26 protein-coding genes and 1 pseudogene are annotated in these 26,211 nt (G+C 40.6%); 7 read left to right on the top strand and 20 right to left on the bottom strand.

The window, feature by feature from the left end; genetic code table 11:
- The 4 genes from H6G69_RS05280 to H6G69_RS05265 all read right to left on the bottom strand — a co-directional run bounded on the left by H6G69_RS05280 (position 1) and on the right by H6G69_RS05265 (position 4,091).
- Complete coding sequence (locus H6G69_RS05280) at positions 1 to 261, bottom strand: hypothetical protein (protein WP_190682674.1); 261 nt, start codon at positions 259 to 261, stop codon at positions 1 to 3.
- A gap of 139 nt (positions 262 to 400) precedes the next feature.
- The gene (locus H6G69_RS05275; RefSeq protein ID WP_190682671.1) at positions 401 to 1,630 is read right to left on the bottom strand and encodes a DUF4336 domain-containing protein; all 1,230 of its coding nucleotides are present in this window, start codon (positions 1,628 to 1,630) and stop codon (positions 401 to 403) included.
- Positions 1,631 to 1,802: 172 nt separating this feature from the next.
- Complete coding sequence (cls, locus tag H6G69_RS05270) at positions 1,803 to 3,245, bottom strand: cardiolipin synthase (RefSeq protein ID WP_190682668.1); 1,443 nt, start codon at positions 3,243 to 3,245, stop codon at positions 1,803 to 1,805.
- Positions 3,246 to 3,254: 9 nt separating this feature from the next.
- The gene (locus tag H6G69_RS05265) at positions 3,255 to 4,091 is read right to left on the bottom strand and encodes an endonuclease/exonuclease/phosphatase family protein (protein ID WP_190682665.1); all 837 of its coding nucleotides are present in this window, start codon (positions 4,089 to 4,091) and stop codon (positions 3,255 to 3,257) included.
- Between the two features lie 275 nt (positions 4,092 to 4,366).
- Between H6G69_RS05265 and H6G69_RS05260 the strand changes: the two genes are divergently transcribed.
- The gene (locus H6G69_RS05260; protein WP_242071979.1) at positions 4,367 to 5,089 is read left to right on the top strand and encodes a superoxide dismutase; all 723 of its coding nucleotides are present in this window, start codon (positions 4,367 to 4,369) and stop codon (positions 5,087 to 5,089) included.
- Positions 5,090 to 5,314: 225 nt separating this feature from the next.
- Here H6G69_RS05260 and H6G69_RS05255 read toward each other — a convergent pair whose 3' ends face one another.
- From H6G69_RS05255 to H6G69_RS05240, 4 genes are all read right to left on the bottom strand, one after another.
- Positions 5,315 to 5,641, bottom strand: a complete 327-nt coding sequence (locus H6G69_RS05255) for a hypothetical protein (RefSeq protein WP_190682661.1) — start codon at positions 5,639 to 5,641, stop codon at positions 5,315 to 5,317.
- A 139-nt stretch (positions 5,642 to 5,780) separates the two neighbouring features.
- Positions 5,781 to 6,740 carry an orange carotenoid-binding protein gene (locus tag H6G69_RS05250; RefSeq protein ID WP_190682658.1) on the bottom strand — a complete coding sequence of 320 codons (960 nt, stop codon included), beginning with the start codon at positions 6,738 to 6,740 and terminating at the stop codon, positions 5,781 to 5,783.
- A gap of 776 nt (positions 6,741 to 7,516) precedes the next feature.
- Positions 7,517 to 8,266: a 16S rRNA (guanine(527)-N(7))-methyltransferase RsmG gene (rsmG, locus tag H6G69_RS05245; RefSeq protein WP_190682655.1), complete on the bottom strand. Its 750-nt coding sequence runs from the start codon at positions 8,264 to 8,266 to the stop codon at positions 7,517 to 7,519.
- A 96-nt stretch (positions 8,267 to 8,362) separates the two neighbouring features.
- Entirely contained in the window at positions 8,363 to 9,037 is a 675-nt protein-coding gene (locus H6G69_RS05240) for an ABC transporter ATP-binding protein (protein ID WP_190682652.1), read from the bottom strand.
- A gap of 300 nt (positions 9,038 to 9,337) precedes the next feature.
- Here H6G69_RS05240 and H6G69_RS05235 point away from each other — a divergent pair, with 300 nt between their 5' ends.
- The 4 genes and pseudogenes from H6G69_RS05235 to H6G69_RS05220 all read left to right on the top strand — a co-directional run bounded on the left by H6G69_RS05235 (position 9,338) and on the right by H6G69_RS05220 (position 13,252).
- Positions 9,338 to 10,276 carry a Sll0314/Alr1548 family TPR repeat-containing protein gene (locus tag H6G69_RS05235; RefSeq protein ID WP_190682649.1) on the top strand — a complete coding sequence of 313 codons (939 nt, stop codon included), beginning with the start codon at positions 9,338 to 9,340 and terminating at the stop codon, positions 10,274 to 10,276.
- 272 nt (positions 10,277 to 10,548) lie between these two features.
- Positions 10,549 to 10,842 (top strand): annotated as a pseudogene (locus tag H6G69_RS05230) (RNA-guided endonuclease TnpB family protein); the annotation flags it as partial.
- Positions 10,843 to 11,291: 449 nt separating this feature from the next.
- Positions 11,292 to 11,717, top strand: coding sequence for a VOC family protein (locus H6G69_RS05225; protein ID WP_190682646.1), 426 nt, complete (start codon positions 11,292 to 11,294; stop codon positions 11,715 to 11,717).
- A 164-nt stretch (positions 11,718 to 11,881) separates the two neighbouring features.
- Positions 11,882 to 13,252: a cytochrome P450 gene (locus H6G69_RS05220; protein ID WP_190682643.1), complete on the top strand. Its 1,371-nt coding sequence runs from the start codon at positions 11,882 to 11,884 to the stop codon at positions 13,250 to 13,252.
- A gap of 154 nt (positions 13,253 to 13,406) precedes the next feature.
- Here H6G69_RS05220 and H6G69_RS05215 read toward each other — a convergent pair whose 3' ends face one another.
- Together H6G69_RS05215 and H6G69_RS05210 are read right to left on the bottom strand one after the other, a co-directional pair.
- Positions 13,407 to 13,985 (bottom strand): hypothetical protein, encoded by a 579-nt coding sequence (locus tag H6G69_RS05215; protein ID WP_190682640.1) that lies wholly within the window; start codon positions 13,983 to 13,985, stop codon positions 13,407 to 13,409.
- A 256-nt stretch (positions 13,986 to 14,241) separates the two neighbouring features.
- On the bottom strand, positions 14,242 to 15,123 hold the full coding sequence (locus H6G69_RS05210) for a 4-hydroxybenzoate solanesyltransferase (RefSeq protein WP_190682637.1): 882 nt from the start codon (positions 15,121 to 15,123) through the stop codon (positions 14,242 to 14,244).
- Between the two features lie 281 nt (positions 15,124 to 15,404).
- Between H6G69_RS05210 and H6G69_RS05205 the strand changes: the two genes are divergently transcribed.
- Positions 15,405 to 17,054: a Ppx/GppA phosphatase family protein gene (locus H6G69_RS05205; protein ID WP_190682635.1), complete on the top strand. Its 1,650-nt coding sequence runs from the start codon at positions 15,405 to 15,407 to the stop codon at positions 17,052 to 17,054.
- 66 nt (positions 17,055 to 17,120) lie between these two features.
- Here the strand turns inward: H6G69_RS05205 and H6G69_RS05200 are convergent, their stop codons facing one another.
- Both H6G69_RS05200 and H6G69_RS05195 read right to left on the bottom strand, forming a co-directional pair.
- Positions 17,121 to 17,270: a hypothetical protein gene (locus H6G69_RS05200; protein WP_190682632.1), complete on the bottom strand. Its 150-nt coding sequence runs from the start codon at positions 17,268 to 17,270 to the stop codon at positions 17,121 to 17,123.
- A gap of 274 nt (positions 17,271 to 17,544) precedes the next feature.
- Complete coding sequence (locus H6G69_RS05195; protein WP_190682627.1) at positions 17,545 to 17,907, bottom strand: BON domain-containing protein; 363 nt, start codon at positions 17,905 to 17,907, stop codon at positions 17,545 to 17,547.
- Positions 17,908 to 18,185: 278 nt separating this feature from the next.
- Here H6G69_RS05195 and ilvN point away from each other — a divergent pair, with 278 nt between their 5' ends.
- Positions 18,186 to 18,707 carry an acetolactate synthase small subunit gene (ilvN, locus tag H6G69_RS05190; protein ID WP_190682624.1) on the top strand — a complete coding sequence of 174 codons (522 nt, stop codon included), beginning with the start codon at positions 18,186 to 18,188 and terminating at the stop codon, positions 18,705 to 18,707.
- Between the two features lie 44 nt (positions 18,708 to 18,751).
- Here the strand turns inward: ilvN and H6G69_RS05185 are convergent, their stop codons facing one another.
- The 8 genes from H6G69_RS05185 to H6G69_RS05150 form a co-directional block, all read right to left on the bottom strand.
- Positions 18,752 to 19,576, bottom strand: a complete 825-nt coding sequence (locus H6G69_RS05185; protein WP_190682621.1) for a class I SAM-dependent methyltransferase — start codon at positions 19,574 to 19,576, stop codon at positions 18,752 to 18,754.
- A gap of 137 nt (positions 19,577 to 19,713) precedes the next feature.
- Positions 19,714 to 20,358, bottom strand: coding sequence for a hypothetical protein (locus tag H6G69_RS05180; protein WP_190682618.1), 645 nt, complete (start codon positions 20,356 to 20,358; stop codon positions 19,714 to 19,716).
- Between the two features lie 43 nt (positions 20,359 to 20,401).
- Positions 20,402 to 21,430, bottom strand: coding sequence for a glucokinase (locus H6G69_RS05175; RefSeq protein ID WP_190682615.1), 1,029 nt, complete (start codon positions 21,428 to 21,430; stop codon positions 20,402 to 20,404).
- A gap of 130 nt (positions 21,431 to 21,560) precedes the next feature.
- A complete protein-coding gene (locus H6G69_RS05170; RefSeq protein WP_190682612.1) occupies positions 21,561 to 22,208 on the bottom strand; it encodes a histidine phosphatase family protein in 648 nt (215 codons plus the stop codon).
- 303 nt (positions 22,209 to 22,511) lie between these two features.
- The gene (locus H6G69_RS05165; protein WP_190682609.1) at positions 22,512 to 23,258 is read right to left on the bottom strand and encodes an ABC transporter ATP-binding protein; all 747 of its coding nucleotides are present in this window, start codon (positions 23,256 to 23,258) and stop codon (positions 22,512 to 22,514) included.
- Positions 23,259 to 23,507: 249 nt separating this feature from the next.
- On the bottom strand, positions 23,508 to 24,299 hold the full coding sequence (locus H6G69_RS05160; protein WP_190682606.1) for an ABC transporter ATP-binding protein: 792 nt from the start codon (positions 24,297 to 24,299) through the stop codon (positions 23,508 to 23,510).
- Positions 24,300 to 24,328: 29 nt separating this feature from the next.
- On the bottom strand, positions 24,329 to 25,255 hold the full coding sequence (locus H6G69_RS05155) for a branched-chain amino acid ABC transporter permease (protein WP_190682604.1): 927 nt from the start codon (positions 25,253 to 25,255) through the stop codon (positions 24,329 to 24,331).
- A gap of 5 nt (positions 25,256 to 25,260) precedes the next feature.
- Positions 25,261 to 26,211 carry a branched-chain amino acid ABC transporter permease gene (locus tag H6G69_RS05150; protein WP_190682601.1) on the bottom strand — a complete coding sequence of 317 codons (951 nt, stop codon included), beginning with the start codon at positions 26,209 to 26,211 and terminating at the stop codon, positions 25,261 to 25,263.

Raw genomic sequence — 26,211 nt, 5'->3', positions numbered from 1 at the left:
TTAAAGGCGTTCCTCAAGGATAGTTTCAGAAACAGGCTTACCCTGTACCTGAATCAGCTGCCGTTTAGTTTGCCTAATAGACGAAGCTTGTTTGATGTGTTTGATTAAACCATAATTTAGCAGTGCTTGGTGAAATTTTGCACGTTGAGCTTGTTCTTTATTAATAAAATGTTCTTGAATAACTTGATTGAGTTGCTGTAACTCCTCTGGTTCTAACAACTCTAGCTGATTGAGGATTTGTTGGAGAATTGCCTGTGACATAGGATTTTACTTTTTATTAACACTAATATGCCTACTATATTTATAGTAATAGCGAAGATAGTTAGCATATCGCTAGCTGATAGGAATTAGACAACAAAGACCCTTAACTCTGTCCCCTGTCCCCTGCAAGAGACTTCTGCTAAACTTTCTCCTTTGCAGGCGGGACAATTCCAGTTTTATTCAGCCCTGCATCAATATGTCTGAGAATTTTAAAATCGTCCTCTGGTAAAGGATAGCTACTACTATTAAATAAACCTGCACTGGCAACTGGTTGCTTTTCTAAAAAAGAAAATGCTTGGCGAAATTGCTGCGGTTGGGCTTTAATAGGTGCGTCAAAATGGCAGGGAATAATCCACTGAAAATCCCAACTTGCAACTTTATCAGCCCAATTTAGTGTTTCTTTGGGTGCGCGGTTGAGAATCAGAGTTTGTAAAACTGGTGCAACAAATAAACGTCCATCGCCGTGCAAGGCGTTAAATGACCTTTGCCAATCGTCTTTCCATTTAAAGGGGAATAACCCAAAATAAGCTTTGCGAGAGCGTTCTGGTGCTTTTAGGGCATCCTGGAAGACTTTGCCCCAAGCGGGTACTTCAAGTTTGCTAGGTTGGAAGTATAAAGCAAATAAAGTGATGCGTTGCCATCCTTTGAGACGGTTAGCTTGATTATCCGCGACAACATCAGAACCTTTATCTTTGGCGTGGAAGAGTAAGGGATAAGGATCGAGTTGCACGATCGCAGGTGGTTCTGCTGGTATAGATACTACTGCATCTGTTACTAATAAAGTATGCGATCGCCTGTGAAAAAATGCCACTTCGGTAAACTTGCCTGGGCCTAAGTCAATTGTTTTTAAGATGGCATAATCAAACTCATCAGCAAACGGTGTTTGGCTAACATCTTCTGGTAATATTTGAGTGCGTTTTGCAGGCAAACCCAACCAACTTAATGGTAAATTTAGCGGGAAACTCCATTGATTTGGGGCGACAAATACCTGTGCATTGGGAAAGCATCTAGCGAAGGGGCCGACAAAAACCTTGTGTTCGATACCGGAGATAGTTGGCAAAATAATATATTTAACATCACCGTGTTCGGCAACTAACTCCTGAAGTAATTGAAGACATTCTTTTGTTGGTGCGACAGGTGCATAGACTAGCAAGCCACCATCATCAAGCTTGACAACTGTCATTCTGATAGGGACAACAACATAAAAAATGCCTTGCAATTGGTCAAAAGTCCAGATGGTGTTTTTGATGACTTCTTTGCGAATTGTCCGCCGTTGGCTATATGGGTAGAGTGGCACAATTGGCCAGAACGGCCAAGAAATATCTTTTGGATGAATTTGTTCTATTCGTGTACGTTCATCGTGAGCCACCCTCAGACCCCTCCGAATTCCCAATACTTAAGTTGATTTATGATCTCTGAAGTTGGAGTTTAGCAAATTCTGGATGCAAGAAACTAGATGATTTTTTTTCACGCAGAGAAGCCACTGCGTTGGGCGGATTTCCCGACTTGAAGCAAGTGGCGCGCGCAGAGACGCGGAGAGATTACAACAAGGGGGTGAGTAAGCGAGATATTCTCACACCTAATTTGAACCACAAAGGTTTTTTATCATATTCAGCAAAATCTACTGTAACTGAGGCGGCTAAATCAGTTTTTAACATTTTCTCAACGCTGTTAGCAAATTGAGCATTGATGATGAAACTCATAACTTCAAAGTTGAGAAAAAATGAGCGATTATCGAGGTTGACTGTACCTACCCCGGCTAAATCATGATCGATGAGGATGATTTTTTGGTGCGTGAATCCATGTTTGTAGCGATAAAATTTTATATCTATGGGTTTCATTTCGTTGTAATAAGAGAAGGAACACAGATAAACAAATAAGTGGTCGGGTCGATTGGGTAAAATAATGCGGACATCAACACCGCGCATTGCGGCTAGCTTTAAAGCTGTCAGGGTAGAATCATCTGGGACAAAATAAGGAGTTGCTATCCAAAGGCGAGTTTGGGCTTGGTTAATAGCATTCACAAAAAACAGTTGGCAAGCTTTATGTCTATCGGCGGGGCCTGTGGGTAAAATTAATGCAGTTTGGTTAACTTTCCGGTTAGGTTGCACTTGCCAGTTAACATCGATAACTTGGCGATTTGCCCAATACCAATCTTGCAGAAATGAACTTTGCAGAGTTTGAACTGTGGGCCCTTGTAATTTTATATGGGTGTCGCGCCAAGGGCTGAGACGAGGATTTTTACCCACATAATCGTTACCAATATTTAAACCACCAGTAAATGCGATTTCACCATCAACTACTAAGATTTTACGATGGTTGCGAAAGTTAAGTTGGAAGCGATTACCTCTACCTTTGGTGGTGTGAAATGCGCTGACTTGAATTAAGTTTTGGCGCAAAGAGTTGATATAAGAGCGAGGTAATTTATTAGAACCAATTTCATCGTAGAGAAAGTAAATACGGATGCCTTGTTGTGCTTTGGCAATTAAAGCTGCTTGAAATTCTTTACCCGCTTCATCATCATCCACGATGTAAGATTGCAACAAAATATAATGTTTGGCAGAGGCGATCGCACTTAACATAGCAGGATAGGTTTGCTGCCCATCAATGAGTAATTCAGCCGCATTACCTGATGTAAAAGTAATGCCTGTGAATGCTTCTGCTAAGGGTTCTAGGGATTTTAACTTGTCTGGGATGGCAACTTGATATTTAGTTATTTCTCGATAAGCTTGGTGAACTAGTTTTTGATGTTCCGCAAAGACTGAGCGCAAGGCTTCAGCATATCCATGAAATTTAGTCCTGCCTAAAATCCAGTATAGGGGCAGAGCTAACCAGGGAAATGTTACCAGAGAAATACTCCAAGCGATCGCACCACGGGAAGAACGCACAGTCATTACTGCATGAGCAGCATGGCCAATTCCCAAGGCATGAACTACAACGGTAGCTGCACTCAAAAAAGTGAGGATGCTAATGTCTACAAGCATCTTTATTTTTTACGTATCGACATAACTAAATTCTGCCAGTAATGGTTTGTGATCGGATGAATTAATTTCGTCTAAAACTTTAGCATTGGCAGATTTTTCTATTAATCCTTTGTAAAAAATATAATCTAAGGGGGGTGACAAAAGAAACCTTTTAATCTTCTTACTTTCGTGCGGCGCAAATTCTACAGCTTTTAAGCCTAATTTAGTGACAGCTTTATCTAGCAGTATTGCTCTTTGGCGATTCCAAGTATTGAAATCACCAGAAAAAATAATCGGCCCTTCATGGGTAGATAAAGCTAACTCTATTTCTTGTAATTGAGTTTGAAATTTATTAATATCGACAAAATTAATTAAGTGACTATTAATAGTTAAGAGTGTCTTTTGTTGCTGAGATAAAGGATATTCTGTAATTAATGAAACTTTAGGCGTATTAACTAAAGGCTCATAGTGTTGAGTTACTATAGCTTTTTTGCTCAAAGGACTAATATTAGCTGCTGTTAAAATCCCAGAATAAGTTTGATGATGAGCATCAATAAAATTAGGTGCATAAGCCCAACTAAAGTTATTAAAGCCAATAATTTGTTCTCCACCTACACCCATCCGAACTTCTTGGAAAAAGATTAAATCTGGCTGATGCTGTCTTAGAATTCGGAAAAAATCTTTGAACCAAGTTTTTTCAAAGTTATTTTTGGCAATATTCCAATTTACAACTTTAATTGAGTGATGATTCAGTTGTGTTTGCAGTTGATGACTTTTACCAAGGGTTGATTCGTGAGTGCGAATGAATCGATAAGAGGGAACAAACTTTCTCGCAAGAGTGGCGATGTTTTCTTTGAAGTCAGACATGACTCAAATTTAACTAAACTTAATCTAGCTTAACCCGCGCCTTTTCACTTGCAGAAAGATTATAGTTAAATGATCAGAATTTGAAGTGAAGCGGTGTCTGCGGACGGGCTGTGATATTAACTTGTAAACTGCTGGCTTTTGCTTAGTAGCATTGGTCACAAGTTAAAGTTTATCCAGTTAGTTACAAGATATCAGATTATTCGAGTTTTTGCCGCCGTAATCTATAACAATAAAAACTAGCGATAAATAGTGTAGATTCGCTGCAAAAAACTGTTATGACTCTAAACCGAAGACATTTCTTATTTTTACTGGGTGCAGGTGCAGGTGCTTTTGCATTAGATTCCGTTGCCTTGGCAGATAAACCACAAACCACCGCAGGTGCAATTGAACTACCACCTTTACCCTATGCCTATGATGCACTCGAACCACACATTGATGCCAAAACAATGCAGTTTCACCACGATAAGCATCATGCAGCTTATGTGAAAAATCTGAATGCAGCATTAGACAAACACCCAGAACTCAAAAACAAATCTGTGGAAGAACTCTTACGCAAACTTGGCAAAATTCCAGCCGATATTCGGACAACAGTCCGTAATAACGGTGGTGGTCATGTTAACCATTCTATGTTCTGGAAAATCATGAAACCGCAGGGAGGTGGAGAACCAACAGGAGAAATTTCTGCTGCAATTAATCAAAATTTTGGCAATTTTGCAGCTTTAAAAAAACAATTTAACGAAGCTGGCGCAGCACGTTTTGGTAGTGGTTGGGTTTGGCTGGTTCGCAATAACAATGGCAAGCTAGAAATAACAACTACAGCGAATCAAGATAATCCCATCAGCGAAGGTAAGTATCCTATTCTCGGTAATGATGTTTGGGAACACGCCTATTATCTCAACTACCAAAACCGTCGTGCGGATTATTTAGAAGCTTGGTGGAATGTAGTGAATTGGGATGAAATTAACAAGCGGTTTGCAGAAGCCAGCAAATTTCGTTAATCAACAAACAATTTTTTAAAGGTACAAACTCCTAGATTTACTTATGGGGTCAATCAAAAATCCAAAATCTCAAATTGTCTGACTTCTGCGAGAATTATAGTATCGGATTTACCCACAAAGAGTAGTGACTATATAACAATCCTGTTGGATTGACAAACCGCTTGCTTGTCAACAGTGGGAATAGAGAACAGATTTTGGATCTTATTAGAGGGTTGCTATATTAGGCTACATACGAGACAGAACAGCGACCTTGGATAGCTTGTCTTTATCCAGTCCTTCCAGTTCGTTAAGATGTAGCCAGCCTTCCTTCACCAATCCAGCGAAGACAAAGAGCAGAATAGAGTATTGGTAGTCGTACTTACCCTCAACTTCATGCCTTTTAGCACTTAAGAAATCGTGTAATCGCCAGAGATCATTCAATTCTACAAGGGTACTAGCCTCCTGTTGAACTTGTTGAAGCAGTGCCTCAATTTCTCTTCGGTAGGCTTGTTCAAAGGCAGTTCGAGCTATTTTTTTCTCGATTTCCGTCCACTCGGCTTCACTTGCTTGCATGATTCAAACTAAAATTCAAACTAAAATTTATACGGTAGTTATTGGATTTGGATTGTTTTATTTGTCCAGAGAAATTAAGCGCTCTTGGTGAAAAGAGCGCTCAGTGCGATCGCCTATAATTTATTGAGCTTGAGTTTCTCTAACGAACTAGGTTGAGTAGTTCTTTAGGCGAAGCCAACAAGTCAATGGCTACAAAGAAAATTTTACCTTGAGGGTTGATTAAAAATCGCCAAGCCATATTCATCCCTACAGATGCGCCAAACCAAGGAGTCTGAACTTTACCTGTCACTTTCACCTGAGTATAACCATCTTCTGCGGGTTCAGCGATACCTCGTTCTGGTAGCAAATTGAGGTTTTGGCATTCTTCGCGGAAGAATTGTAAGATGGCATCTTTACCCACGATTGGTCTTTGGAAGGGAGGCTGCAAAGCACCATCAGCCACGAACAACTTGATCAGTTCGTCAAAGTCATTGGCGTTCAAGTTGTTCATGTAACTCAACACCGTTGGGTTGTCGATACCCTCAATTTTAACTTGGGTACGCTCAGAAATTGCTTTAGGTGCAACCACAGGTTCTGAAATTCTGGTGTAACCACCTAGCTTATTGACATCAAACCCCATATTCACAACGGAGTTCCGCAAGACAGTAATTTGTTGCCCTTGATCTAAGGTTTTGAGAGTTTCTAATACGGCATTAGCATTCGCTGATAGCTTGTAGCCAGCGGGAATTGGCGCGACTATGCCTTGCACCATCCATTCTCCAAGCTGATTCCAAAAACCTAGCTTAATGTTAGGCGACCAAGTAGCATAACTACGACAAATAGGTGTATCTGCGTTGTTAGCAAGATCGCACATAACCTGAGTTTGTTCAGGATATGTCATTTGCTTGATTTGGTTCAGAATTCCTTCTGCAAACTGCATACTAGCTGCACCAGGAGCCGCAACGGTAATGGATTTACCCATTTCCAAAAAAGCAAACCATGTCCATGCAAGTTGATCTTCTGCGCTGAGTTGGTTGAACCGCGCTGTTAAAGCTGGTACTGCATCCGCTGAAAGGGTGTTGGGGAAAATACCGCGGGCGGAGTCGATTGTAATTGCCATATAGAGGAATACCTGAGTAAGTTTTCAACTGAACCCGATATGGAGCAAGTAATTTGTGAGTTACAATTCTGCCCCCCAATCAAAATATCACAAATATTTACATAAGTTTAAATAAATTTACAATGGATATCATTGCATAGTCTCTGTAGAAGCTGTGATATCGAGACAGTCTGGGAAAAGCAAGGCTGACTGAGGGTAGAGACCATAGACATAGGTTATCTGTTTGGAAAAAATTTGTTGTTCCAGGTAGTATGCGATCGCTACTTACTTCTAGTACCTTGCTGAAATTGATGACAGTGGCTTTTGAGTGGTTACACCAACTGCACGGGGAAACTTATCAGGTGTAATTAATTGCCACCTTCTGCAAATACAAACAGTCAATCTTCAGTAGCGTGTGTTGTCGCGTAGCGTAACGCACCATATTACGTGGCGGTGCTTTAGGCACTTTGATAATTTATTGCGTGACAATTAATATTAAAAGTAGGTGGCTAACACATCCTAAAGTAATTTTATTTTTACTTTATAAAAAGCTATATAAAATAATCTTCCCTGACTAGATGCAAGTGGCTATGTTAATAATAGGTAGGCTAAAATAGCCCCAAATTTAGGTAAATTATTATGGGTAGATATTATAGTTCAATTCATATTCACTCAACTAACACTGGGCAGATTATAGAGATTGTTAAAAGTCTATTTAGCACTTGTTTAATGCTTTTCGGCTTTTAACATATTCTGTAGAAAAATACAGGTTAAATGTTAATTTATGCAACCAAAAATCATAATGGCTTTTGAGTGGGTACACCAACAGCGCGGGGAAATTTAGCAGGTGTGGTTGCTATTTTTCTTAAATATAAACAATTGCGAATACTATCACTCAGAGGAGTTATAAACTGTTCAATTGATTCTACTTCTCCACCCAATTGCTTGACAGCATTATGCAAAGCTTGAGTTTCTTCTTCTGTCCAAGTACCGCGATAAATTACTGCTAAACCACCTTGTTTTAACAAGGGTAATGTATATTCTGCACACACAGAAGTAGTACCAACGGCACGAATTAAAGCAAGATCATAGATTTGGCGGTGCTGGGTTTGCTGACCAATTTCTTCAGACCTGCCAACTAAGGTTTGGCAATTCTTTAGTTCCAGTGCTGTGATGACTTTATCGATAAAGTTAATTTTTTTGCGAGTTGAATCTAATAAAGTTACTGTGCTGTTAGGTGCGATTATTCCTACGGGAACACCAGGAAAACCTGCACCTGTGCCAATATCAATTACCGATGCACCTTCTTGCAAGGATGGAATAAATTGCCCTTGTTGGACAATTCCCCGCAAAGAATCCCAGAGATGTTTCTCCCAAAATTCTTGAGGTTCGGTGATGCGAGTTAAATTTAACTGAGCGTTACCTTCTAAAATTGACTGGTAAAGCTGCTGGAATTTTTCTTGCTGTTGAGTAGTAGGTTGCCAATTAAGAGTTTGCTGCCAAATTTCTGCCATTTCTGGCAGCAAAGGAGTTGTGGAATTAGTCATTAGTCATTGGTCATTATTCATTAGTCATTGGTCAAAAGGCAGAAGAATAAAAGATGAAATTTCATACTTCACACTTCACACTTCATACTTTTCAAGTCATGCTGCTGGTTGGGGTTCTTTCACTTTACTACTAAGTGTTGTGGGATCTACAGATTTCAGTTCGCCATGATTAAGTGTCCAACAACGGTCTGCGATCGCTAACATATCACCAGCATCATGTGTGACTACTAACAATGTCCAATCTTGTTTGAGTTTTGCTAATAAGTTTACTAGTTGTTGGCGCATTGACCAGTCTAAACCAGCTGTGGGTTCATCTAACAACAATACATTTGGCTGGCGAATTAATTGCACCGCCAAAGCTAAACGTCGTTGTTGTCCGCCACTTAAAGCATAAGGCGCGGCGGAAAGCGATAAATGCTCTAATCCCACTTCGCTTAAGGCTTGTCTGACACGTTCTGAGCCTAATTCAGGATGCCCTAAGCGCAATTCTTCTAAAATCGTTCCGCCGCAAAAGTGCCTTTCAGGAAACTGAAATACTAAGCCCGCTAACTGTTGCAGCTGTTCGGCAATAATTTCTTGTTCTCGCCAAAATACTCCGCCAGAAGTTGGTTCGGCAAGTCCAGATAAAATTTCTAATAGTGTGCTTTTACCAGAACCACTGGGGCCAATAATCAAACCTAGCTGCTGAGGCGGTAATTCTAGGTTAATTGATTTGAGAATTGCTGTCGGGCAAGCTGTGGGATGATAAATTAAATTTCTGAGATAGAGCATTTGTTAAGATTACCAAAAACTGGCGAATAACTAACTACACCAAGTACAAATGAAAAATTCCGCATAGATTCATGCCAGATTACCTGCTTTAAAGCTTGATTTCACAGCAAGTCTATCTCTTCATTTTGGCAGAATAACCCTTCAACCAGAGCTAAAACACTATCTGGGAACTTGAAAAATTAACTCAAGTCAACTTTTAGAAATGTGTTGGCTGAAGCAGAATTAAGTAAGGACAAACTATTTTTTGCATTCTAGGTAAGATATACAACTATTTCAACCGCAATTGTTCTGAGGGTGCTGATGACTAAAGTAATTTCGATTTCGCAAATAGTATTAACTCAGTTAACTAAGGTTGCTCAGGTAAGTTTAACAGCTGCGATCGCACTTAATTGCTGGGTAACTCCATCACTAGCTGGCGACCCCTTCGGTCGTGGTGAACAAGCTCATCAAATTGGCGATAATACAGAAGCAGCGTTTAAGGCTATTTTTCAACAAGGTAATTATCCAGAAGCCGAACGTTACCTCAAATTAGCTTTAGAAAAAGAACCAAATGAACCTCTAGCTTATGCAATGCAGGCATCATTAGCATATTCCCAAGGTGATTTAACTGGGTTAAATAAATATAGCAAACAAACTTTAGAGGCTGGAGAAAAACTCATTGCCAAAGACCCGTTGCGGGGCAATATATACACAGCGGTTGGACATTTTTTTGAGGGGGCTGTAATTTTAACCCGTGATGGTACAGTCAATGGCGCGCCGCAAGCTTTAAGTCGGTTACGGCAAGTTTATCAATATTTAGATAAAGCAGAGGCAATTTCTCCAAAAGACCCAGAGTTGAATTTACTCAGAGGCTATATGGATGTGATGTTAGCGGTCAGCCTACCTTTTGCCAATCCTGATGAGGCGATTGGAAGGTTAGAGAGAAACGCTGCGCCGGAGTATTTAGCTGATAGAGGGATTGCTATTGCCTACCGAGATTTAAAACAATATTCTCAAGCGTTAGATTATGCCAATCGGGCGATTAAAGGCACACCAGAGAATCCAGAATTGTATTATCTCAAAGCCCAAATCCTCAAAGAACAAGGCAGAAAAAACAAAAATCAGCAGTTAACTCAAGATGCGATCGCTAATTTTGATCAAGCTTTGGCGAAAAAATCTCAATTACCTGCTGGTTTAGTCAGACAAATTGAGCGAGAACGTAATAGTGCCGTCAAGCAGCTAAATAATTCTAGGAGATAATTCCAAAGTGAGGAGAAAGTAGCGAAAAATTTTATTTATTCCTACTTTTTACCTTAAACAGCAAGAAGGCTCACACGCTCACCTGTACCCAGGTCAGTGTTGAGATGAATTGCGAGTGAGTCGAGTTGCGTAGTTTGATTGTATTTGAGCGTAGGGAAAACAAAGAAAACTTGATTCGTCGAGACGAACAAAATATTTTGTTTTGGTTAACACAGCTATCAAAATATGTGTTACCGTGAATACACAAACACGGTAGGCTCGCTACCATGTATAGAGCAATTAAAGCTAAAGTCTCTAGTGAAATAGCTAGAGTTAGGGAAGATTTTCTACACAAGCTATCTCGCAAAATAGCATCTGAAAACCAAGTGATTTGTGTGGAAGATTTAGCAGTGAAGAACATGGTAAAAAATCCTAACTTGGCAAAAGCTATTAATGACCAAGGGTGGGGAATGTTTCTCACGATGTTGAAATACAAAGCTGAAAGATTCGGACATACATATCAAGAAATCAATCGTTTCTTCCCATCTTCTCAACTTTGTAGTGAAACTCTACTAGGACTAGCCCTTTCAAGGTGTGTGATTTTGCAGCTTTTTCTGGTTTAGAATCTTAGCAGTTGAGATTTCACATCTTGCACCTAGCCCCAGCGAATAGAATTCGCGGCTATACAAACGAAGTCCGCCTATCGCGCTTGCGCTGCGCTTGGCGCACCACGCGGACTAACGCAATATCAAGGGTTTGGAACCCGCGCAGGTGGTCACTGAGCTTGTCGAAGTGCGGGTTTTGTCTGTGTAGCCGCGACTTCAGTCGCAGGCGTGCAAGATATGTGTTTACCAAACTACAAATCAGCCCATCACACAACACCTTGAAAGGGCTAGTCCTAGAAACGCCAACCTCAAAACTCAGCACTCAAAACTCAAAACTCAGCACTCGGCACTCCTTAAAGCAGATAATTTCAATAATCAAAACGGATTCCTATAATCTGAAAGATATTGATGATTATGAGAAGGAAACCCTAATGCCCGATCTTGGATTAACTCATGTTGCACTTGGGGTAAGTGATATCAACAAAAGCATTTCTTTTTATGAAAAGTATGCTGGGATGAAAGTAGTGCATCGCCGTAGCGATACAATCCATAAAGTCGAAGTCGCTTGGATTAGTGATTTAACTCGACCATTTGTGATTGTGCTAGTTCAAATGGATAAAGCGCAATGTCAACCCGCACCTAGTTTCCACCTCGGCGTAGCTTGTAAAAGCCGCGAGGAAGTAGACAGCCTCTGTCATGAAGCACACTCAGAAGGTTTATCGGTATTAGGGCCAGAGGAGCATGGAGCGCCAGTTGGTTACTGGGCTTTTATCCGCGATCCTGACGGTCATAACCTGGAAATTGCTTATGGTCAGGAAGTTAATTCTGCGATCGCCCAAGCCAAGCAACATGAGTAATACTTAAGAGTGTCGGGTAAGCCACCCAATAGCAGCTGCTGTGCGCAAAGCGATTTTTTATTGAGTGCATTGTGCTAATAAATAAAGTTTGGCTATTGATAGTTCATCATGTTTAGAAAACCTATTTCTGTGCGTGGCAAAATAGCTAACTAGGAGAATTAATAATGATTACTCTCAAGCAAAATTCATCTACACAACCTAAACTGCCAATTGAATCACCAGAACCACAATGGCTTCAGACAGTACGCATAATTCTGCAACCACTCGAAAATTTAGATAGATATCAGCAACTCTATGGGGATATTTATCTCTCTAGATTTGCCGCCTTTCCGCTACAAGTAATTATTAGTAACCCGAAAGGAATTCAAGAACTATTTACGGCTGATTCTAAACTATTAGAAACAGGCTCAGGTAGTCAGATTATGCAACCGTTGTTAGGGGATAACTCGCTAATTTTAATGGATGGCGATCGCCACCTACAACAGCGCAAGCTTTTAATGCCTCCTTTCCACGGCGATCGCATAAAAGCATATAGTAATTTAATTCGGGAAATTACAGAGCAAGTTACTAATAAATGGAAAGTAGGAGAATCTTTTGTGGCGCGTCCGCAAATGCAAGATATTTCCCTAAAAGTAATTTTACGTACTGTTTTTGGATTGCAAGAAGGAGAACGCTACGCACAAATTCAACAAATCTTAATCGAAATGTTGAATACTTTTAATGAGCCTTTGAGTGTTGTTTTTCTATTGTTTAAATCATTGCAACGCGATTTAGTCCCTTGGAGTCCTTGGGGTAAATTTCTCCGGCGCAGACAACAGCTTGATAAACTAATTTACGCAGAAATTCGAGAACGCCGCCATCAAACTCAAGGTGAAGATATCCTGAGTTTACTATTGTCTGCACGCGATGAACATGGTCAACCCATGAGTGATGTGGAGTTACGCGACGAGTTGATGACTATGCTTTTTGCTGGTCATGAAACTACTGCGATCGCATTAGCTTGGGCGTTATATTGGGTTCACTATCATCCAGAAGTGGGCGAAAAACTGCTGCAAGAACTCAACTCAATTGATGTCAGTAGTGCAGATCCCACAACAATTACTCAACTTCCTTATTTAAACGCCGTCTGTTCCGAGACACTGCGAATTTATCCAGTTGTTTTATTTGCTTTACCACGCATCCTTCAAGCACCGATGCAATTGATGGGCTACGACTTACCCAAAGGAATGACAGTATCTGTTTCTATTTATTCAACTCACCATAATCCTGATATATATCCCGAACCTAAGTGTTTCCGTCCAGAACGTTTTCTCGAACGGCAATTTTCTCAATATGAATTTTTGCCCTTTGGTGGTGGAAATCGTCGCTGTTTGGGGATGGCGTTTGCTTTATTTGAAATGAAATTAGTGTTGGCAACAATCCTTTCACACTACTCGCTAGAATTGCTAGATAAAGTGCCTCTTAAATCTGTGCGTCGTGGTATAGTATTTACGCCATCTGGTGGGGTAAATTTGAAAGTAAAGGATAAGTTTTAGAAAATTAAAGTTTCTAGTCTCGCTTGAATTTCTTCTAATAAATCCTAGGGGATACTTTCAACTCACCCAGGGAAACTTCAAAATTCAGTCTTTTAGATTTGCTGGTGATAGGACACACTAGAACCAAAGAAGCTGTGTGTCAACATCGTCAGTCTTACCATTTTTCCGCCCAATAAACAATTTCGGCAGATGAACTGTTAATAGCTACGCCGTAGCTATCACCGTGATTCCACTTAAAGCCAGGATTGCCTTGATCTTCGGCATTTAATACTAATATTTCATAATCAGGTGGAAAGGCTTCGCCAGCAGCATCACCTGTGTAGAAAAACGTAGTTGGGACACCGTTAGGAAAGTTAGCGTGGTCATTGGTGTCGCCGCCGAGATATTTATGTTTGGCAAGTTTGCGATACTGAGTGAGTAATTTTTGGATTTGTTCTGGGGATTTCTGGACTCTGACTTGAAAAAAACTACTAGCTTGGGCAACTCCTGGGGAATAAGCGATGCGAACATTTTTAGCATCAGCCGGAATTTCACTGGGAAAATGCTGAATTTCGGCTGGACTCGCCCAAAGCTGATTGCGGATTTCACTATAGCGGTTCGTATTGGTGATAATTTGCGATTCAGTAGTACTACTGAATGCTTTTCGTAAAAAAAAGCTTCCCCCAACAATACCAAGACTACCAAGGGAGAGGCAAACTATCATGGCGGCTTTAGCTAGGTGCGATCGCTGCATTGAGTTGGGTGCTGTTAATGTTCATCGGCATATACCCAACTAGTAAACTACTATTCGTAGGATTGCGGATCGACTTCTCAAGATATTGATGAAATCTTTGTGTAATCCGGGAAATTACGGGATATTTTTAAAATTATGATGAATTAGTCCGGATGTGGTGAGTTTAGGGTTTTGGTTTTTTCAACGCATTCGCCGTTAGGCATTCCCGCAGGTTAGGTGCGCTGAGGCGTTTTCATACCCCAGCCTTCTGCTTTGTTTAAAAACACCCAGCAATCATCCCAGCTAGCAAGATAAAGCCGAGCCAAACATTTTGGCGAAACATTTGGGCATAAGCGGCGTTAGGTAAATCTGGCTGTGCTAATCGCCACGATTGCCAACCCCAGCCAATGGTAGCTAGTGCTAGGGTGATCCAAAAGGCGATGTGCAGGTTAATTGCTACACCTAGCCAAGCGAGTAACAAGATTGTGCCAGCAAAAAAGATACTAATAGCCAGTGGGGCATAATTGCCAAAAAACAGCGCGCTAGAATTGACACCAATACGTCGGTCATCTTCCTTGTCGCTCATGGCATAAACAGTATCAAATCCTAGTGTCCACAGTACAGTCGCGCCCCACAGTAACCAAGCTGGCTGAGAAATGTTTTGCGTCACGGCACTCCAGCTAATTAAAACCGCAAAACCCCAGGCAATGGATAGTACTAACTGCGGCACAGGAAATACGCGCTTTGCCCCAGGATAGAGGAGAATGACTGGAACTGCTGCCACTGATAGCCAAAAGCTGAGGGGATTGAGGTAAAATGCTAAAACAGCCGCGCATCCCAAAGCAATAATCGCTACGACAATGCCAACTTTGATCGATAAAGCGCGAGATGCTAAGGGGCGATCGCGTGTACGCTCAACTTCTGGATCGATATCTTTATCCCACAAATCATTAACTACACACCCAGCAGCACTGGTGGCGAGAGTCCCCAACACAATCACACCGACTAAAGCTAAAGGTGGTTGGCCAGCCGCCGCCAAAAACACAGCCCACAGAGCAGGAATCATCAAAATCAACCGACCTTCCGGTTTATGCCACCGTAAAAGCCGCATAATCACAAGCCATACAGGTTCCTGATTGCGTTTTGGCGTACTCAACATAAGAAGTCAACAAAAAATTACTGGATGCTGATTAATTAACACATCTTTACATCTATAGAATAGCTTTATTTGATATTTGTAAAAACACAACCTAGATTTGCAACGCTAAATACATTTCAATAAAAATAGGGTGTAAGGGTTTAAGGGAAAGAATTTATCACTAACAAGTAGCCTACACCCAACACCCCTACACCCAGCCTTTTGGGTGACATTCGTTTCAAAGTCAAAAATCCCAACACACCATCTTTTACTGTTCTTCCTAAATAGAGAGAGAAAACTAGATGCTGAATTTAGCTTCAGCTAACTGGGAGAGTGTGAAAACTCCACCAGTTCAGCAAAACCGGATTATTGCTGCCATTGATTTAGGAACTAATTCGCTGCACATGGTAGTGGTAAAAATTGACGCGACCCTACCAGCTTTTAGCATCATCACCAGAGAAAAAGAAACTGTGCGCCTGGGCGATAGGGATTTGATCACTGGCGAGTTAAAACCAGAAGTGATGGCTAGAGCGATAGCTTGTTTGCGACGTTTTCAAACAGTCGCTCAAACTTTCAATGCTGAAACTATCATTGCTGTGGCGACTAGTGCCGTGCGAGAAGCCCCCAATGGCAAAGATTTTCTCCACAGAATAGATAGCGAATTAGGTTTGAGCGTTGACTTAATTTCTGGTCAAGAAGAAGCACGCCGCATCTATTTAGGAGTGCTATCGGGGATGGAATTTAACAACCAACCCCACATCATTATCGATATTGGTGGCGGTTCTACAGAAATCATTTTGGGCGATAGTCACGAACCACGCACTCTAACTAGCACCAAGGTAGGTGCAGTGCGACTCACTGGTGAATTTATCACAACTGACCCGATTAGCAACAGCGAATTTCAATATCTGCAAGCGTATGCCAGAGGAATGCTAGAACGTTCTGTAGAAGATGTGCTAGCAAATATTCAGCCTGGCGAGTCGCCGCGATTGGTTGGCACATCCGGCACAATTGAAACCATCGCTTTGATCAATGCGCGGGAAAAACTGGGTCTTGTACCTTCGACACTCAATGGTTACGAATTCAGCCTGAAAGATTTGCAAGAATGGGTGAATCGCCTAGCAAAAATGTCGAATGTTGAAAGAGCGGCTATTTCTGGTATGCCAGAAAAGCGTGCAGAAGTGATCTTAGCAGGTGCGATCGTACTTCAAGAAGCAATGACGCTGTTGGGTGTAGATTCTGTCACATTATGTGGACGCGCTTTGCGAGAAGGCGTAATTGTTGATTGGATGCTAACTCACGGTTTAATTGAAGACAGATTACGTTATCAAAGTTCGGTAAGACAACGTAGCGTACTGAAGCAGGTAAAGAAATACAACATTGATATTGAACATAGCGATCGCGTTGCTGTCTTTGCCTTAAGTTTATTTGATCAAACTCAAGGCATCTTACACAATTGGGGAGATGAAGAGCGGGAATTATTGTGGGCAGCAGCGATTTTACACAATAGCGGTCATTATATTAGTCACTCAGCCCACCACAAGCATTCTTACTATTTAATTCGCAACGGTGAATTACTGGGCTATACCGAAACTGAAATAGAAATTATTGCAAATTTAGCCCGTTATCATCGCAAATCACCGCCTAAGAAAAAGCATGAAAACTTCCGCAACCTCTTAAGCAAAAATCATCGCCTCATAGTCAGTCAATTAAGTGCCATCCTAAGATTAGCCGTGGCATTAGATAGGCGGCAAATTGGAGCCATATCGCAGATTCAGTGTAAATATTATCCTGACGATCAAGAGTTTCATCTGCTAGTTTTTCCTTCTCACCCCAATGATGACTGTGCCTTGGAAATGTGGAATTTAGATTATAAAAAAGGAGTATTTGAAGCAGAATTTAATTTAAGATTATTTGCCACTTTAGAACCTTCTAAAGTAGCCATCATTTAATCTAGGAATCATGTTTGATGTAGGCAAAAAAGCAGTAAACCTAGATCAATCTTCTTGCCTATTCCCTTAACTCATATCTTGCACCAGGCGACTGAAGTCGCGGCTACACAGACAAAACCCGCCTGCGCGGGTTCCAAACCCTTGATTTCTCGTCAGTCCGCGTAGGCGGACTTCGTTTGTATAGCCGCGAATTCCATTCGCTGGGGCTAGGTGCAAGATGTGAGTTAACCCTACTCCCTAACTAGATTCAGAAATCAAACCGGATTTTTATATTGGGGTGTAAGGGTTTTGGATACATATACCCCTGCACCCTTACATCGTTTTCTCAAACCTTAATTTTTCGTTCTCTGGCGTAAGCCCTACTGGCGTTAGTACTAAGTTGCGCGTTCAAAGAAACATCATCTTGTTCTGACTCTCTACTCTCAGCCCAAATTGCTCTTTGGGAGAGCAACTTAGTATCACGAATCCCTCATTTTCTATTCAAGAAAATTTAGCCGATTTGAACTTGATTTGTATCAACCCCAGTAGCACCGTTAACTGAACGCGCTACCGAAACCATTTTGTTGAGAATATCTTGGCTAGGAACTTTGCCTTTGAGAACTACAGTGCCGCCTGTTTGAGCAACCCAGAGTGTATCAACATCATCTAGCTGCTGATCTTGGTCGAAAGCTAATGCTACCCGCTTGGCTAAACCGCTTTGGTCATATTCACCATTTAATCCTAGCCTTTCTGGGGGAATGGATTGAGTGGCTGTAGGCGCAGCTGTAGCAGCTTGTGGTACTGCTTGGGGAGTGGGATTTACTTGAGCGTTTTGTGGTTTTTCTAAACCAAATAATCTTTTTAACCAACCCATAAATGTTAATCTCCGATGAGAGTTCGATTACATTTTGAGAATAAAGGTTTCAACAGGAATTATTCATCTGTCAAAAAAAGGATTTTTACTCGTTGTGGCTCCTGCTTTGAGTATGATTTGTGGATAACTTCTGTTTCAGTAGTGGAATGAGTGCAGGTATAAGTTTAAAATAAGAAGTCTAACTTATCCATACAAAAATTTAGTTTAACAGTACGTGTAAGGTAGAGATTAGCTAATTCTTGCGTTAGCGATCGCTCCCTGAGCCTGTGTTGGCAAAGATGAAACATACTCTTTCTGTTCTAGTAGAAGATGAGGCGGGTGTTCTATCCCGCATTTCTAGTTTGTTTGCCCGTCGTGGCTACAACATCGAAAGCCTTGCTGTTGGTCAAGCCGAGCAGGGAGGCATTTCTCGGATTACGATGGTTGTGGCTGGTGACGATCGCATTATCGAGCAAATCACCAAGCAACTATACAAGTTGATTAATGTCCTGAAAGTGCAGGATATTACCGAAATTCCCTGTGTTGAGCGCGAATTGATGCTTTTGAAGGTAAATGCTTCTAGCAGCAACCGTTCAGAAGTGCTGGAATTAGCTCAGATTTTCCGGGCGCGGGTTGTAGATGTGGCGGAAGATTCCCTGACTTTGGAAGTGGTGGGTGATCCTGGAAAGATGGTAGCGATTGTGCAGGTGCTACAAAAATTCGGCATCCGGGAAATAGCCCGCACTGGCAAAATTTCTTTAACTCGGGAATCGGGTGTTAATACTGAATTGCTGAAGTCTTTGGAAGCAAAGGCTTCGTGAAACGGTATTGGGAATGTGAAACCACAGATAATTTATCTGTGGTTTTATTCTGCTTTGCGAGCGATCGCAAAAAAACTAGTCCCATCATTCCAAATCCCTTGTTCGGTTGCTAATGCTTCTAATTGGGTTTCAAATTCTGCCTTCGCTTGTGTTAATTGCTGTGGAGATAGCTGTAATAAGGGGTTAGGGAATGTCAGGCTGGCATTGATAGTCCATCTTTGCTTTGCTTGCTCTAGAGAAATAAAAGTACCATACTGCTGAGTCTGAATCTCAATTCTTCCAAAACCAGCTTTTGTAAGTAAATCAGAACACTTTTCCACAGTACCTATTAGTTCGTTAGTTGTAATTTCTACACCATATTTTGCTAATATATTTTGCCAAACAATGCCTACTGCAAATGCCTGATCAGCAGGCGCATGAAGAGCAATTAATCCATTAGGTTTCAGCAATTTATACCAAAGGCGTAAAGCAGCTAACTTATCTGTCATTAAAGGAAAAGCATTAGCACACAAAATGCGGTCAAAACTGTTATGAGAAAAATTTAGCGATTCAGCATCAGCTAACTGAAATTCCAGATTGCGAAGACTTAATTTTTCCGCCTTGCGTCTAGCTTGCTCAAGCATAGCTGGAGAAATATCTATACCTAGAACACTGCCACTATAGCCAACTAGTTGAGCAACTTTTATTGCTATATGGCCTGTCCCTGTAGCAATATCTAGAGCGTTTTGTCCATCATCAATTTGTGCATACTCCACAAGACGATGGGCAATTTTTATATGCCATTCACTTTCATCATATTTATAGCTTCTATCATCGTAAATATCAGCTATTTTTTGCTTATAGTCATTTAGCTTGATTTGGTTATTCATATTAATGAGATTTATCCTATTTAATTTGCAGTAAGTATTCAGGATTTAGAATGATTAATCAATCTTTCCGCTTCATAATTGCTATAGTACCTGAAAACTAAATTGCCTTGGAGGTTCATCCAAGGCAGTGAAGTGAATCAATTTTTCAAAACTACTTGAAAAGAATTCAAATAGCCTGTAATAGTTTTGGCTAGGGATTTTTGTTGCTTTCTGGTTGTGATTGCCATAACTTGATAAAGTCTGCCTTCTGCAACATACATCCTACTTTTGGTAATTTTGCCTCCGGAATTAATATATTCGATTTCTTTGCCTGGATGACCATTGGAACTACGAATATTACGTTGGCGAATTAAACTACTTTTCGTAGTTTTTAAAGCCATATATTGTGCTTGATCTAAGATAGTTTGAGGATTGGTTAATTTCCCATAACTGTAAGGAAAATCGTTGTAAACCACTACATAAGCAACTTGTTGTTTTGGTGGTTCAGCGACAAATATTTCTAAGTCAATTTCTCCTATTTGGGTTTTTTGTGTTTGGGTTTGCTGGTTGGGTGTTCCCGGCATCAAAACGGTGAAGCGGCCATCCGGCGCACGAAATAATTGCCACTTTGGTTGGACTGGTTCAACAACGGTGGGTTTTTTGGGTTGGACTGGTACTTTTTTTTGAACAACGGTTGCTTTCTTTGGGGTGGTTGGTGGTTGAGGTTGACGCGCTTCCACGACAAATGAACCACCGCACACAACTGTGGCGGCAATTAATGGTAAAAATCTGGTGAATGTCATAGATTTTGCTCTGCCGATGCAGATATCACTGATGATGCTAGTGTTATAACCTAGCAGCACACAAAGCAGCACCTATTAATCCTACTTGAGAGTTGAGAATAATATATACAGGTATCTCTTCTAGAATTGAGCGCATTCTGCCTTTTTGGCTAAAGTTAAGCAAGAAGTTGCCGTTTTGAATTAAAGGCAGGATTTTTGGCGCAATTCCTCCGGCGATGTACAAGCCACCGTAGGGGAGAAGCTTGAGGGCGAGATTTCCGGCTTCTGCACCGTAAGCGTCAACGAAAAGTTCTAGAGTTTGTTCACAAAGGCGATCGCTTTTTTGGACTGCGGCTTTACCAATGGCTGCACCAGGATCGACGCTTTTTTCTTGTTTTCCGGCTTCTTGTTCCCAAGTGCGGACGATTTGGGCGATTTCGGGTAATTCGATGGATTGTTTGCGATCGCGCAAAAATTGGTAAATAGATACAATCCCCAGCCCGGAAACTACTCTTTCTACTGAAACTCGCTGAATATCATGTTTATCCAGCAAGTATTTCATGAGTTGAAACTCTAACTCGTTACGAGGGGCAAAGTCTGTGTGTCCACCTTCGGAAGGAAAAACTTGATAGTGGTTTCCCTGCTTGATTAAAAAGCCTTGTCCTAAACCTGTTCCCGCACCAATCACAGCAATGGGGGCTTCGGGTTTTTGCTTGCCAGATTGTAGCGTGAAGATATCATCTTTAGCCAAGCCAAAAATGCCATAACCAACTGCTGTAAAGTCGTTAATTAAGGAAATAGAGGCAATGCCTAATTCTTGGGCTAAACGTTCGCTATCGAGATACCATGCTAAGTTTGTCAGTTTAGCTGTGTTGTTGACTACTGGCCCGGCGATCGCAAAACAAGCTTTTTGCGGAGTTGCTACATTAGCCTTGAGCAAAAACTGTTGCACTATCGGTACTAAATCAGGAAAATCACTGCTGCGATAACTTTCTTCATAGATATTTTGTAATGCTGGTGATTCTTCTGATGTTTCCACCAATCGCAAGATGGTTTTTGTGCCGCCGATATCTCCTGCAAGTAACAAAGTCATAAAGAATATTCTGTAATTTAGTTGCTGTAGTTGTAGAGTCTGGTGAAAGGATGGAAACTATGAATGAGACTGGATGATATAGCAATTGTCTTATGCCTTTGGTCTTTGGTCTTCTACCAAGTTGAAGAATTTACGCAAATCTAATTACTTCTTCTACCTCAGTTAAATGAGAAGTGTCTCCTTTAAGTTCTAATAACCATTCTGGGCCTTGCAGCACCACCTTGACTAAAGAACATAAAGAAGCTTTAACTTCTGTTTTGGCAACTTCACCCACTAACCCCATTGCGGCTCCTAAAACAGAAGCACCATGCCCTACCAATAAAATATGCTCTGGAAAGAATTCTGTAGATAGACATCTGGCAGTTTGCCCTGAACGGGCGCGGACTTGTTCGTGAGTTTCGGGGTATTTAGCCGCAATGCGCGGTGTGTAGCTAACGTCAATTCTAGGGAATAACTCTTTTAGGGCTGAGACTGATAGCCTTTCTGGTTCTTCTGTCATCCAAGCAGGATTTAGCCATTCACTTAAGCCTGTTTCTAAATTAATTGGCAAATCCAACACTTCGGCGACTGCATTCGCGGTTTGCACGGTTCGCAAGAAGGGAGACGCAAAAATATGGGCAATTTTTTCGTTTTTCAAGCGTTGGGCTAATTGTTTCGCCTGCACGAAACCATCATCAGACAAAGGAGGATCGTAACGTCGTTCGGCGGTAAGAAACCAATCAGGGTTAACAAAGTCAAGGCGGTTGGCGTGTCTTGCGATCCAGACTATTTGACTCATGGGTTTATCTAAGGCGCGTGGAACTCACACCTATGGAAGGATAGGTATTTTATTAAGACGGGTGCAAACTCAAATATATGATAAATATTGTAATGTTTTTTAATAATTAAAAATATTACTAGATATAAATTAATATAATTACTCTGCCGTCTGAAAAGGCAGTCTAATCTATTTCCGCTTTACTCTCTCTAGATTAAGTTGGGCTAACGCACAAGAAATCAGGAACGAACCGCTAAGGACGCAAAGTGCGCTAAGTGAGGAATTATAAGAGAAGCTTTAGGGAAAATATTTAAGAATTATTAGTTACCCCAAATACGCTTTTTTAACGCGCTCATCACTAATTAATTCTGATGCTGCACCTGTTAAAGTGATAGAACCAGCTTCGAGTACATAGCCTCTATCTGCAATTTGCAGGGCTAGGTTAGCATTTTGTTCAACTAATAAAATAGTCACGCCTGTAGCGCGTAAATTTTCAATAATTGAGAAGATTTCTCGCACAATTGCTGGTGCTAAACCTAAGCTTGGTTCATCTAACAATAGCAGTTTTGGTCTACTCATTAAAGCCCGCGCGATCGCTAGCATTTGTTGTTCACCACCGCTAAGTGTTCCTGCTAGTTGATTACGCCTTTGTGACAAACGGGGAAATAATTCAAATTGACGTTGAATATCTATTTTAATTTCTGCTTGATTAGAACGAATATAAGCACCCAACATTAAGTTATCAAACACTGTTTGTCGTGCTAATACTCTGCGCCCTTCAGGACAATGGGCAATACCTAGTTTGACAACTTCGTGAGGTTGACGACGGGTAATATTACGCCCACTATAAAGAATTGCGCCACTTTTAGGATTAACTATTTTAGATATTGCTCTGAGTGTAGTAGTTTTACCTGCGCCATTCGCACCAATTAAAGTAACTACTTCACCTTGATTAATTGTTAAATTAATATTTTTTAGGGCTTGAATACCGCCATAATTAACATCAAGGTTTTGCAATTCTAAAATTTTAAACCCTTGTTTATCTTCATATTGGTGTTTATGGGTGTTCATCGGCGGTTGATATTTATAAACATAGCGTTTCCTAATTTATTGAGTTACTTAATAAATTGCTAATAAAATTTGGCTAACCTCAGCGTAACTTTGCGTTTAACTCAGCGTAACTTTGCGTTAAAAACATTATTTTTGTACCTCACTTAACTGAATTTGATTGTTTAACTTTAAGTTAATAATGAATTGAGATTTGTCTGAAGTACGTTCTATATCCATAAGGGAAATTAACATCTTATTTTTATCAAGAGTTTATTCATTTCCTAAATAAGCTTCAATCACTGCTGGGTTATTTCTAACTACGGCTGGTTCACCTAAAGCAATCAATTGGCCAAAATCTAAAACAGCAATGCGATCGCACAAACCCATAACTAATGGTACGTGATGTTCAATCAAAATGATTGTTAAACTAAAGCGATCGCGGATATTGTGGATAAATTCGCTAAGTTGGTGTTTTTCGCTGGGGTTCATTCCGGCGGCTGGTTCGTCGAGGAGTAAGATTTGCGGTTCTAAAGCCAAGGCGCGCGCAATTTCTAAGCGGCGTTGATCCCCATAGGCGAAGTTTTTAGCTTTTTCTTCAGTGCGATCGCTTAAGCCAACTAATTCTAATAATTCTAAAGCTTTTTGGCGACTTTGAGCTTCTTCAATTAAAGCAGGTGGTAATCCTAATACACCTGTAATTATGTTACTTTTATTATGCAAATGTCGGGCAATGATGACATTTTCTAAGGCTGATAATTCCCCAAACAAGCGAATATTTTGAAAAGTTCTGGCAATGCCTAAACCTGCTATTTGATGAGGGCGCAGTTGAGAAATTTCTCTATCTTGATAAATTAATCCGCCGCTAGAAGGGGGAATTAAACCTGTAATTAAATTAAATAAAGTAGTTTTACCAGCACCATTAGGGCCAATTAACCCAAAAATTTCATGTTGGTTAACTGCAAAAGATACATCATTAACTGCAACTAAACCACCAAAGCGGCGAGTTAAAGAATTTGCTGTTAATAAAACTTTGCTTTTATCTTTTAGGTTTATTTCACTCATCTTGAATATTATTTAATCTGTCACCCAATTTACTTATTTCTCGCCCTACCTATTTTAAACACATCAGGAGTTATCAAACCTTGAGGAAAGAAAATTGTACCGATGACAATTAGTAACCCAAAAATAATTAATCTGCCATCTCGGAGAAATTGCGCCAGCCAATTAGGTAAACCGCCTGTATCTGCGATTCCTCGCAGAATTTCTGGTAAAGCTGTAAACACCATACCCCCAACTATGGAACCTAAAAAGGTTCTGGAACCACCAATTAAGACAAAAGTTAAGTAAATAATACTGGCATCAAATGTACCTTGTCGCGCGTTCCAGGTATTGAGAAAATGCGCGCTAATTGCCCCAACAATGCCAGCTAAAATTGCCCCAAGGGTAAAAGCCAAAACTTTGTAATAAGTCGGGTTGATTCCCATCGATCCTGCGGCTAATTCATCTTCGCGGATAGCAGTAAACGCCCTACCTGTACGAATGCGTTCTAGACGATAAAATAACACCATACTAATTAATAGTAATGGTAAAGCTATCCATAAATATTCAATTTGAGTTTGGAAGGGTTGGGGAATACCAAAAATTCCCACAGCACCGCCTGTAATGTCTAAATTTAAGGAAAGAACGCGTAAAACTTCGACAAAAGCAATGGTAGCGATCGCTAAATAAATTCCGCGTAATCTTAATGCAGGAATTCCCACAGCTACACCTAATATACCAGAGATTAACCCAGCGATTAGCATCTCTAACAAAAGTAAAGGTATGGGAAATAAACTACTGCTAGATGTAAAAACTTTGGTCGATAAAATTGCCGCAATATATCCACCCAAAGCATAAAATCCTGGGCTAGCTAAGGATAATTGCCCAGTCATTAAAGGTAAATAAAGTGAAAGTCCAAGTAACGCCCCTAAAACCATAGAGACAATTAGCGAACCATAAGTAGAAAAAAATTCCGCCATATTAATTAGACTTTTTGAATGAAGCGACGACCTAGTAAACCTTGCGGTCTAACTAACAGCATGATAAATAATATTCCAAAAGCGACAGCATCTTTATAACCAGAATATTCAGCAGGGACAAATGCTTCTACCAAGCCAATTACTAACCCTCCTAATACTGCGCCCGGAATGCTACCTAAACCTCCTAAAACTATCACGGCTAAACCCCGTAAACCAAAAGCAATCCCAAAATAAGGGCCAGCAATACTCACACTAGAAGCAACTAAAGTTCCGGCTAATCCTGCTAAGAAACTGCTGATAAAAAATGTCAAAACAATAAAGCGATCGCTGTCAATTCCCAGTAAACTGGCAGTAGTTGGATCTTCGGCGATCGCTTGCATAGCCTTACCATATTTTGTACGATTAATAAAATATGTCAGGATTGCCACAATTACCACCGAAACCAAAAAAATTAACACCTGAACGCTACGAATCGGTATTGGTTTCTCGATAGTACCAAAGTTAATTGCTGGTGGTAAATTACCAAAGGTATTCGCCGGATAAGTGTAACTTTCTGCGCCTACTAAATATTGAATTAAATTGACAATGACAACTGCTACGCCCAAGCTAGAAACTACTGTTAATAGAGGATCAGACCCTTGGCGGCGCAGAGGTAAAAAAGCCACCCGTTCCATGACTATCCCAACAATTCCCGCTAGGCTACTACCGATAATTAAGGCTAGAGCAAATGGTAATTGTACAGGTAGAGTAGCATTAGCCAGCAAACCGTTAAAACCAAAAGTCCCACCCATAAGTGCATAAGTAAAATATGCACCTAGGGTAAAAATTGCACCATGAGCTAAATTGATGATGCCTAAAATGGAATAAACCAGGGTATATCCTAAAGCAAAAATTGCATAGACGCTACCAATGGATAACCCATTTAATAATTGTTGTAAAAACAGACTAATATCCAT

This window comes from Nostoc sp. FACHB-110 (assembly GCF_014697425.1).
Taxonomy (GTDB): domain Bacteria; phylum Cyanobacteriota; class Cyanobacteriia; order Cyanobacteriales; family Nostocaceae; genus Nostoc_B.
This window is presented reverse-complemented; position numbering and strand designations above follow the sequence as displayed.

Coding starts and splice junctions, on each gene's coding strand:
- H6G69_RS05280 (WP_190682674.1), bottom strand. CDS start 261: ATGTCACAGGCAATTCTCCAACAAATCCTCAATCAGCTAGAGTTGTTA.
- H6G69_RS05260 (WP_242071979.1), top strand. CDS start 4,367: ATGACTCTAAACCGAAGACATTTCTTATTTTTACTGGGTGCAGGTGCA.
- H6G69_RS05175 (WP_190682615.1), bottom strand. CDS start 21,430: ATGACTTTGTTACTTGCAGGAGATATCGGCGGCACAAAAACCATCTTG.
- H6G69_RS05210 (WP_190682637.1), bottom strand. CDS start 15,123: ATGTTGAGTACGCCAAAACGCAATCAGGAACCTGTATGGCTTGTGATT.
- H6G69_RS05220 (WP_190682643.1), top strand. CDS start 11,882: ATGATTACTCTCAAGCAAAATTCATCTACACAACCTAAACTGCCAATT.
- H6G69_RS05205 (WP_190682635.1), top strand. CDS start 15,405: ATGCTGAATTTAGCTTCAGCTAACTGGGAGAGTGTGAAAACTCCACCA.
- H6G69_RS05265 (WP_190682665.1), bottom strand. CDS start 4,091: ATGTCTGACTTCAAAGAAAACATCGCCACTCTTGCGAGAAAGTTTGTT.
- H6G69_RS05160 (WP_190682606.1), bottom strand. CDS start 24,299: ATGAGTGAAATAAACCTAAAAGATAAAAGCAAAGTTTTATTAACAGCA.
- H6G69_RS05235 (WP_190682649.1), top strand. CDS start 9,338: ATGACTAAAGTAATTTCGATTTCGCAAATAGTATTAACTCAGTTAACT.
- H6G69_RS05215 (WP_190682640.1), bottom strand. CDS start 13,985: ATGCAGCGATCGCACCTAGCTAAAGCCGCCATGATAGTTTGCCTCTCC.
- H6G69_RS05240 (WP_190682652.1), bottom strand. CDS start 9,037: ATGCTCTATCTCAGAAATTTAATTTATCATCCCACAGCTTGCCCGACA.
- H6G69_RS05255 (WP_190682661.1), bottom strand. CDS start 5,641: ATGCAAGCAAGTGAAGCCGAGTGGACGGAAATCGAGAAAAAAATAGCT.
- H6G69_RS05150 (WP_190682601.1), bottom strand. CDS start 26,211: ATGGATATTAGTCTGTTTTTACAACAATTATTAAATGGGTTATCCATT.
- rsmG (WP_190682655.1), bottom strand. CDS start 8,266: ATGACTAATTCCACAACTCCTTTGCTGCCAGAAATGGCAGAAATTTGG.
- H6G69_RS05170 (WP_190682612.1), bottom strand. CDS start 22,208: ATGAGTCAAATAGTCTGGATCGCAAGACACGCCAACCGCCTTGACTTT.
- H6G69_RS05155 (WP_190682604.1), bottom strand. CDS start 25,255: ATGGCGGAATTTTTTTCTACTTATGGTTCGCTAATTGTCTCTATGGTT.
- H6G69_RS05225 (WP_190682646.1), top strand. CDS start 11,292: ATGCCCGATCTTGGATTAACTCATGTTGCACTTGGGGTAAGTGATATC.
- H6G69_RS05185 (WP_190682621.1), bottom strand. CDS start 19,576: ATGAATAACCAAATCAAGCTAAATGACTATAAGCAAAAAATAGCTGAT.
- cls (WP_190682668.1), bottom strand. CDS start 3,245: ATGCTTGTAGACATTAGCATCCTCACTTTTTTGAGTGCAGCTACCGTT.
- H6G69_RS05250 (WP_190682658.1), bottom strand. CDS start 6,740: ATGGCAATTACAATCGACTCCGCCCGCGGTATTTTCCCCAACACCCTT.
- H6G69_RS05165 (WP_190682609.1), bottom strand. CDS start 23,258: ATGAACACCCATAAACACCAATATGAAGATAAACAAGGGTTTAAAATT.
- H6G69_RS05180 (WP_190682618.1), bottom strand. CDS start 20,358: ATGACATTCACCAGATTTTTACCATTAATTGCCGCCACAGTTGTGTGC.
- ilvN (WP_190682624.1), top strand. CDS start 18,186: ATGAAACATACTCTTTCTGTTCTAGTAGAAGATGAGGCGGGTGTTCTA.
- H6G69_RS05195 (WP_190682627.1), bottom strand. CDS start 17,907: ATGGGTTGGTTAAAAAGATTATTTGGTTTAGAAAAACCACAAAACGCT.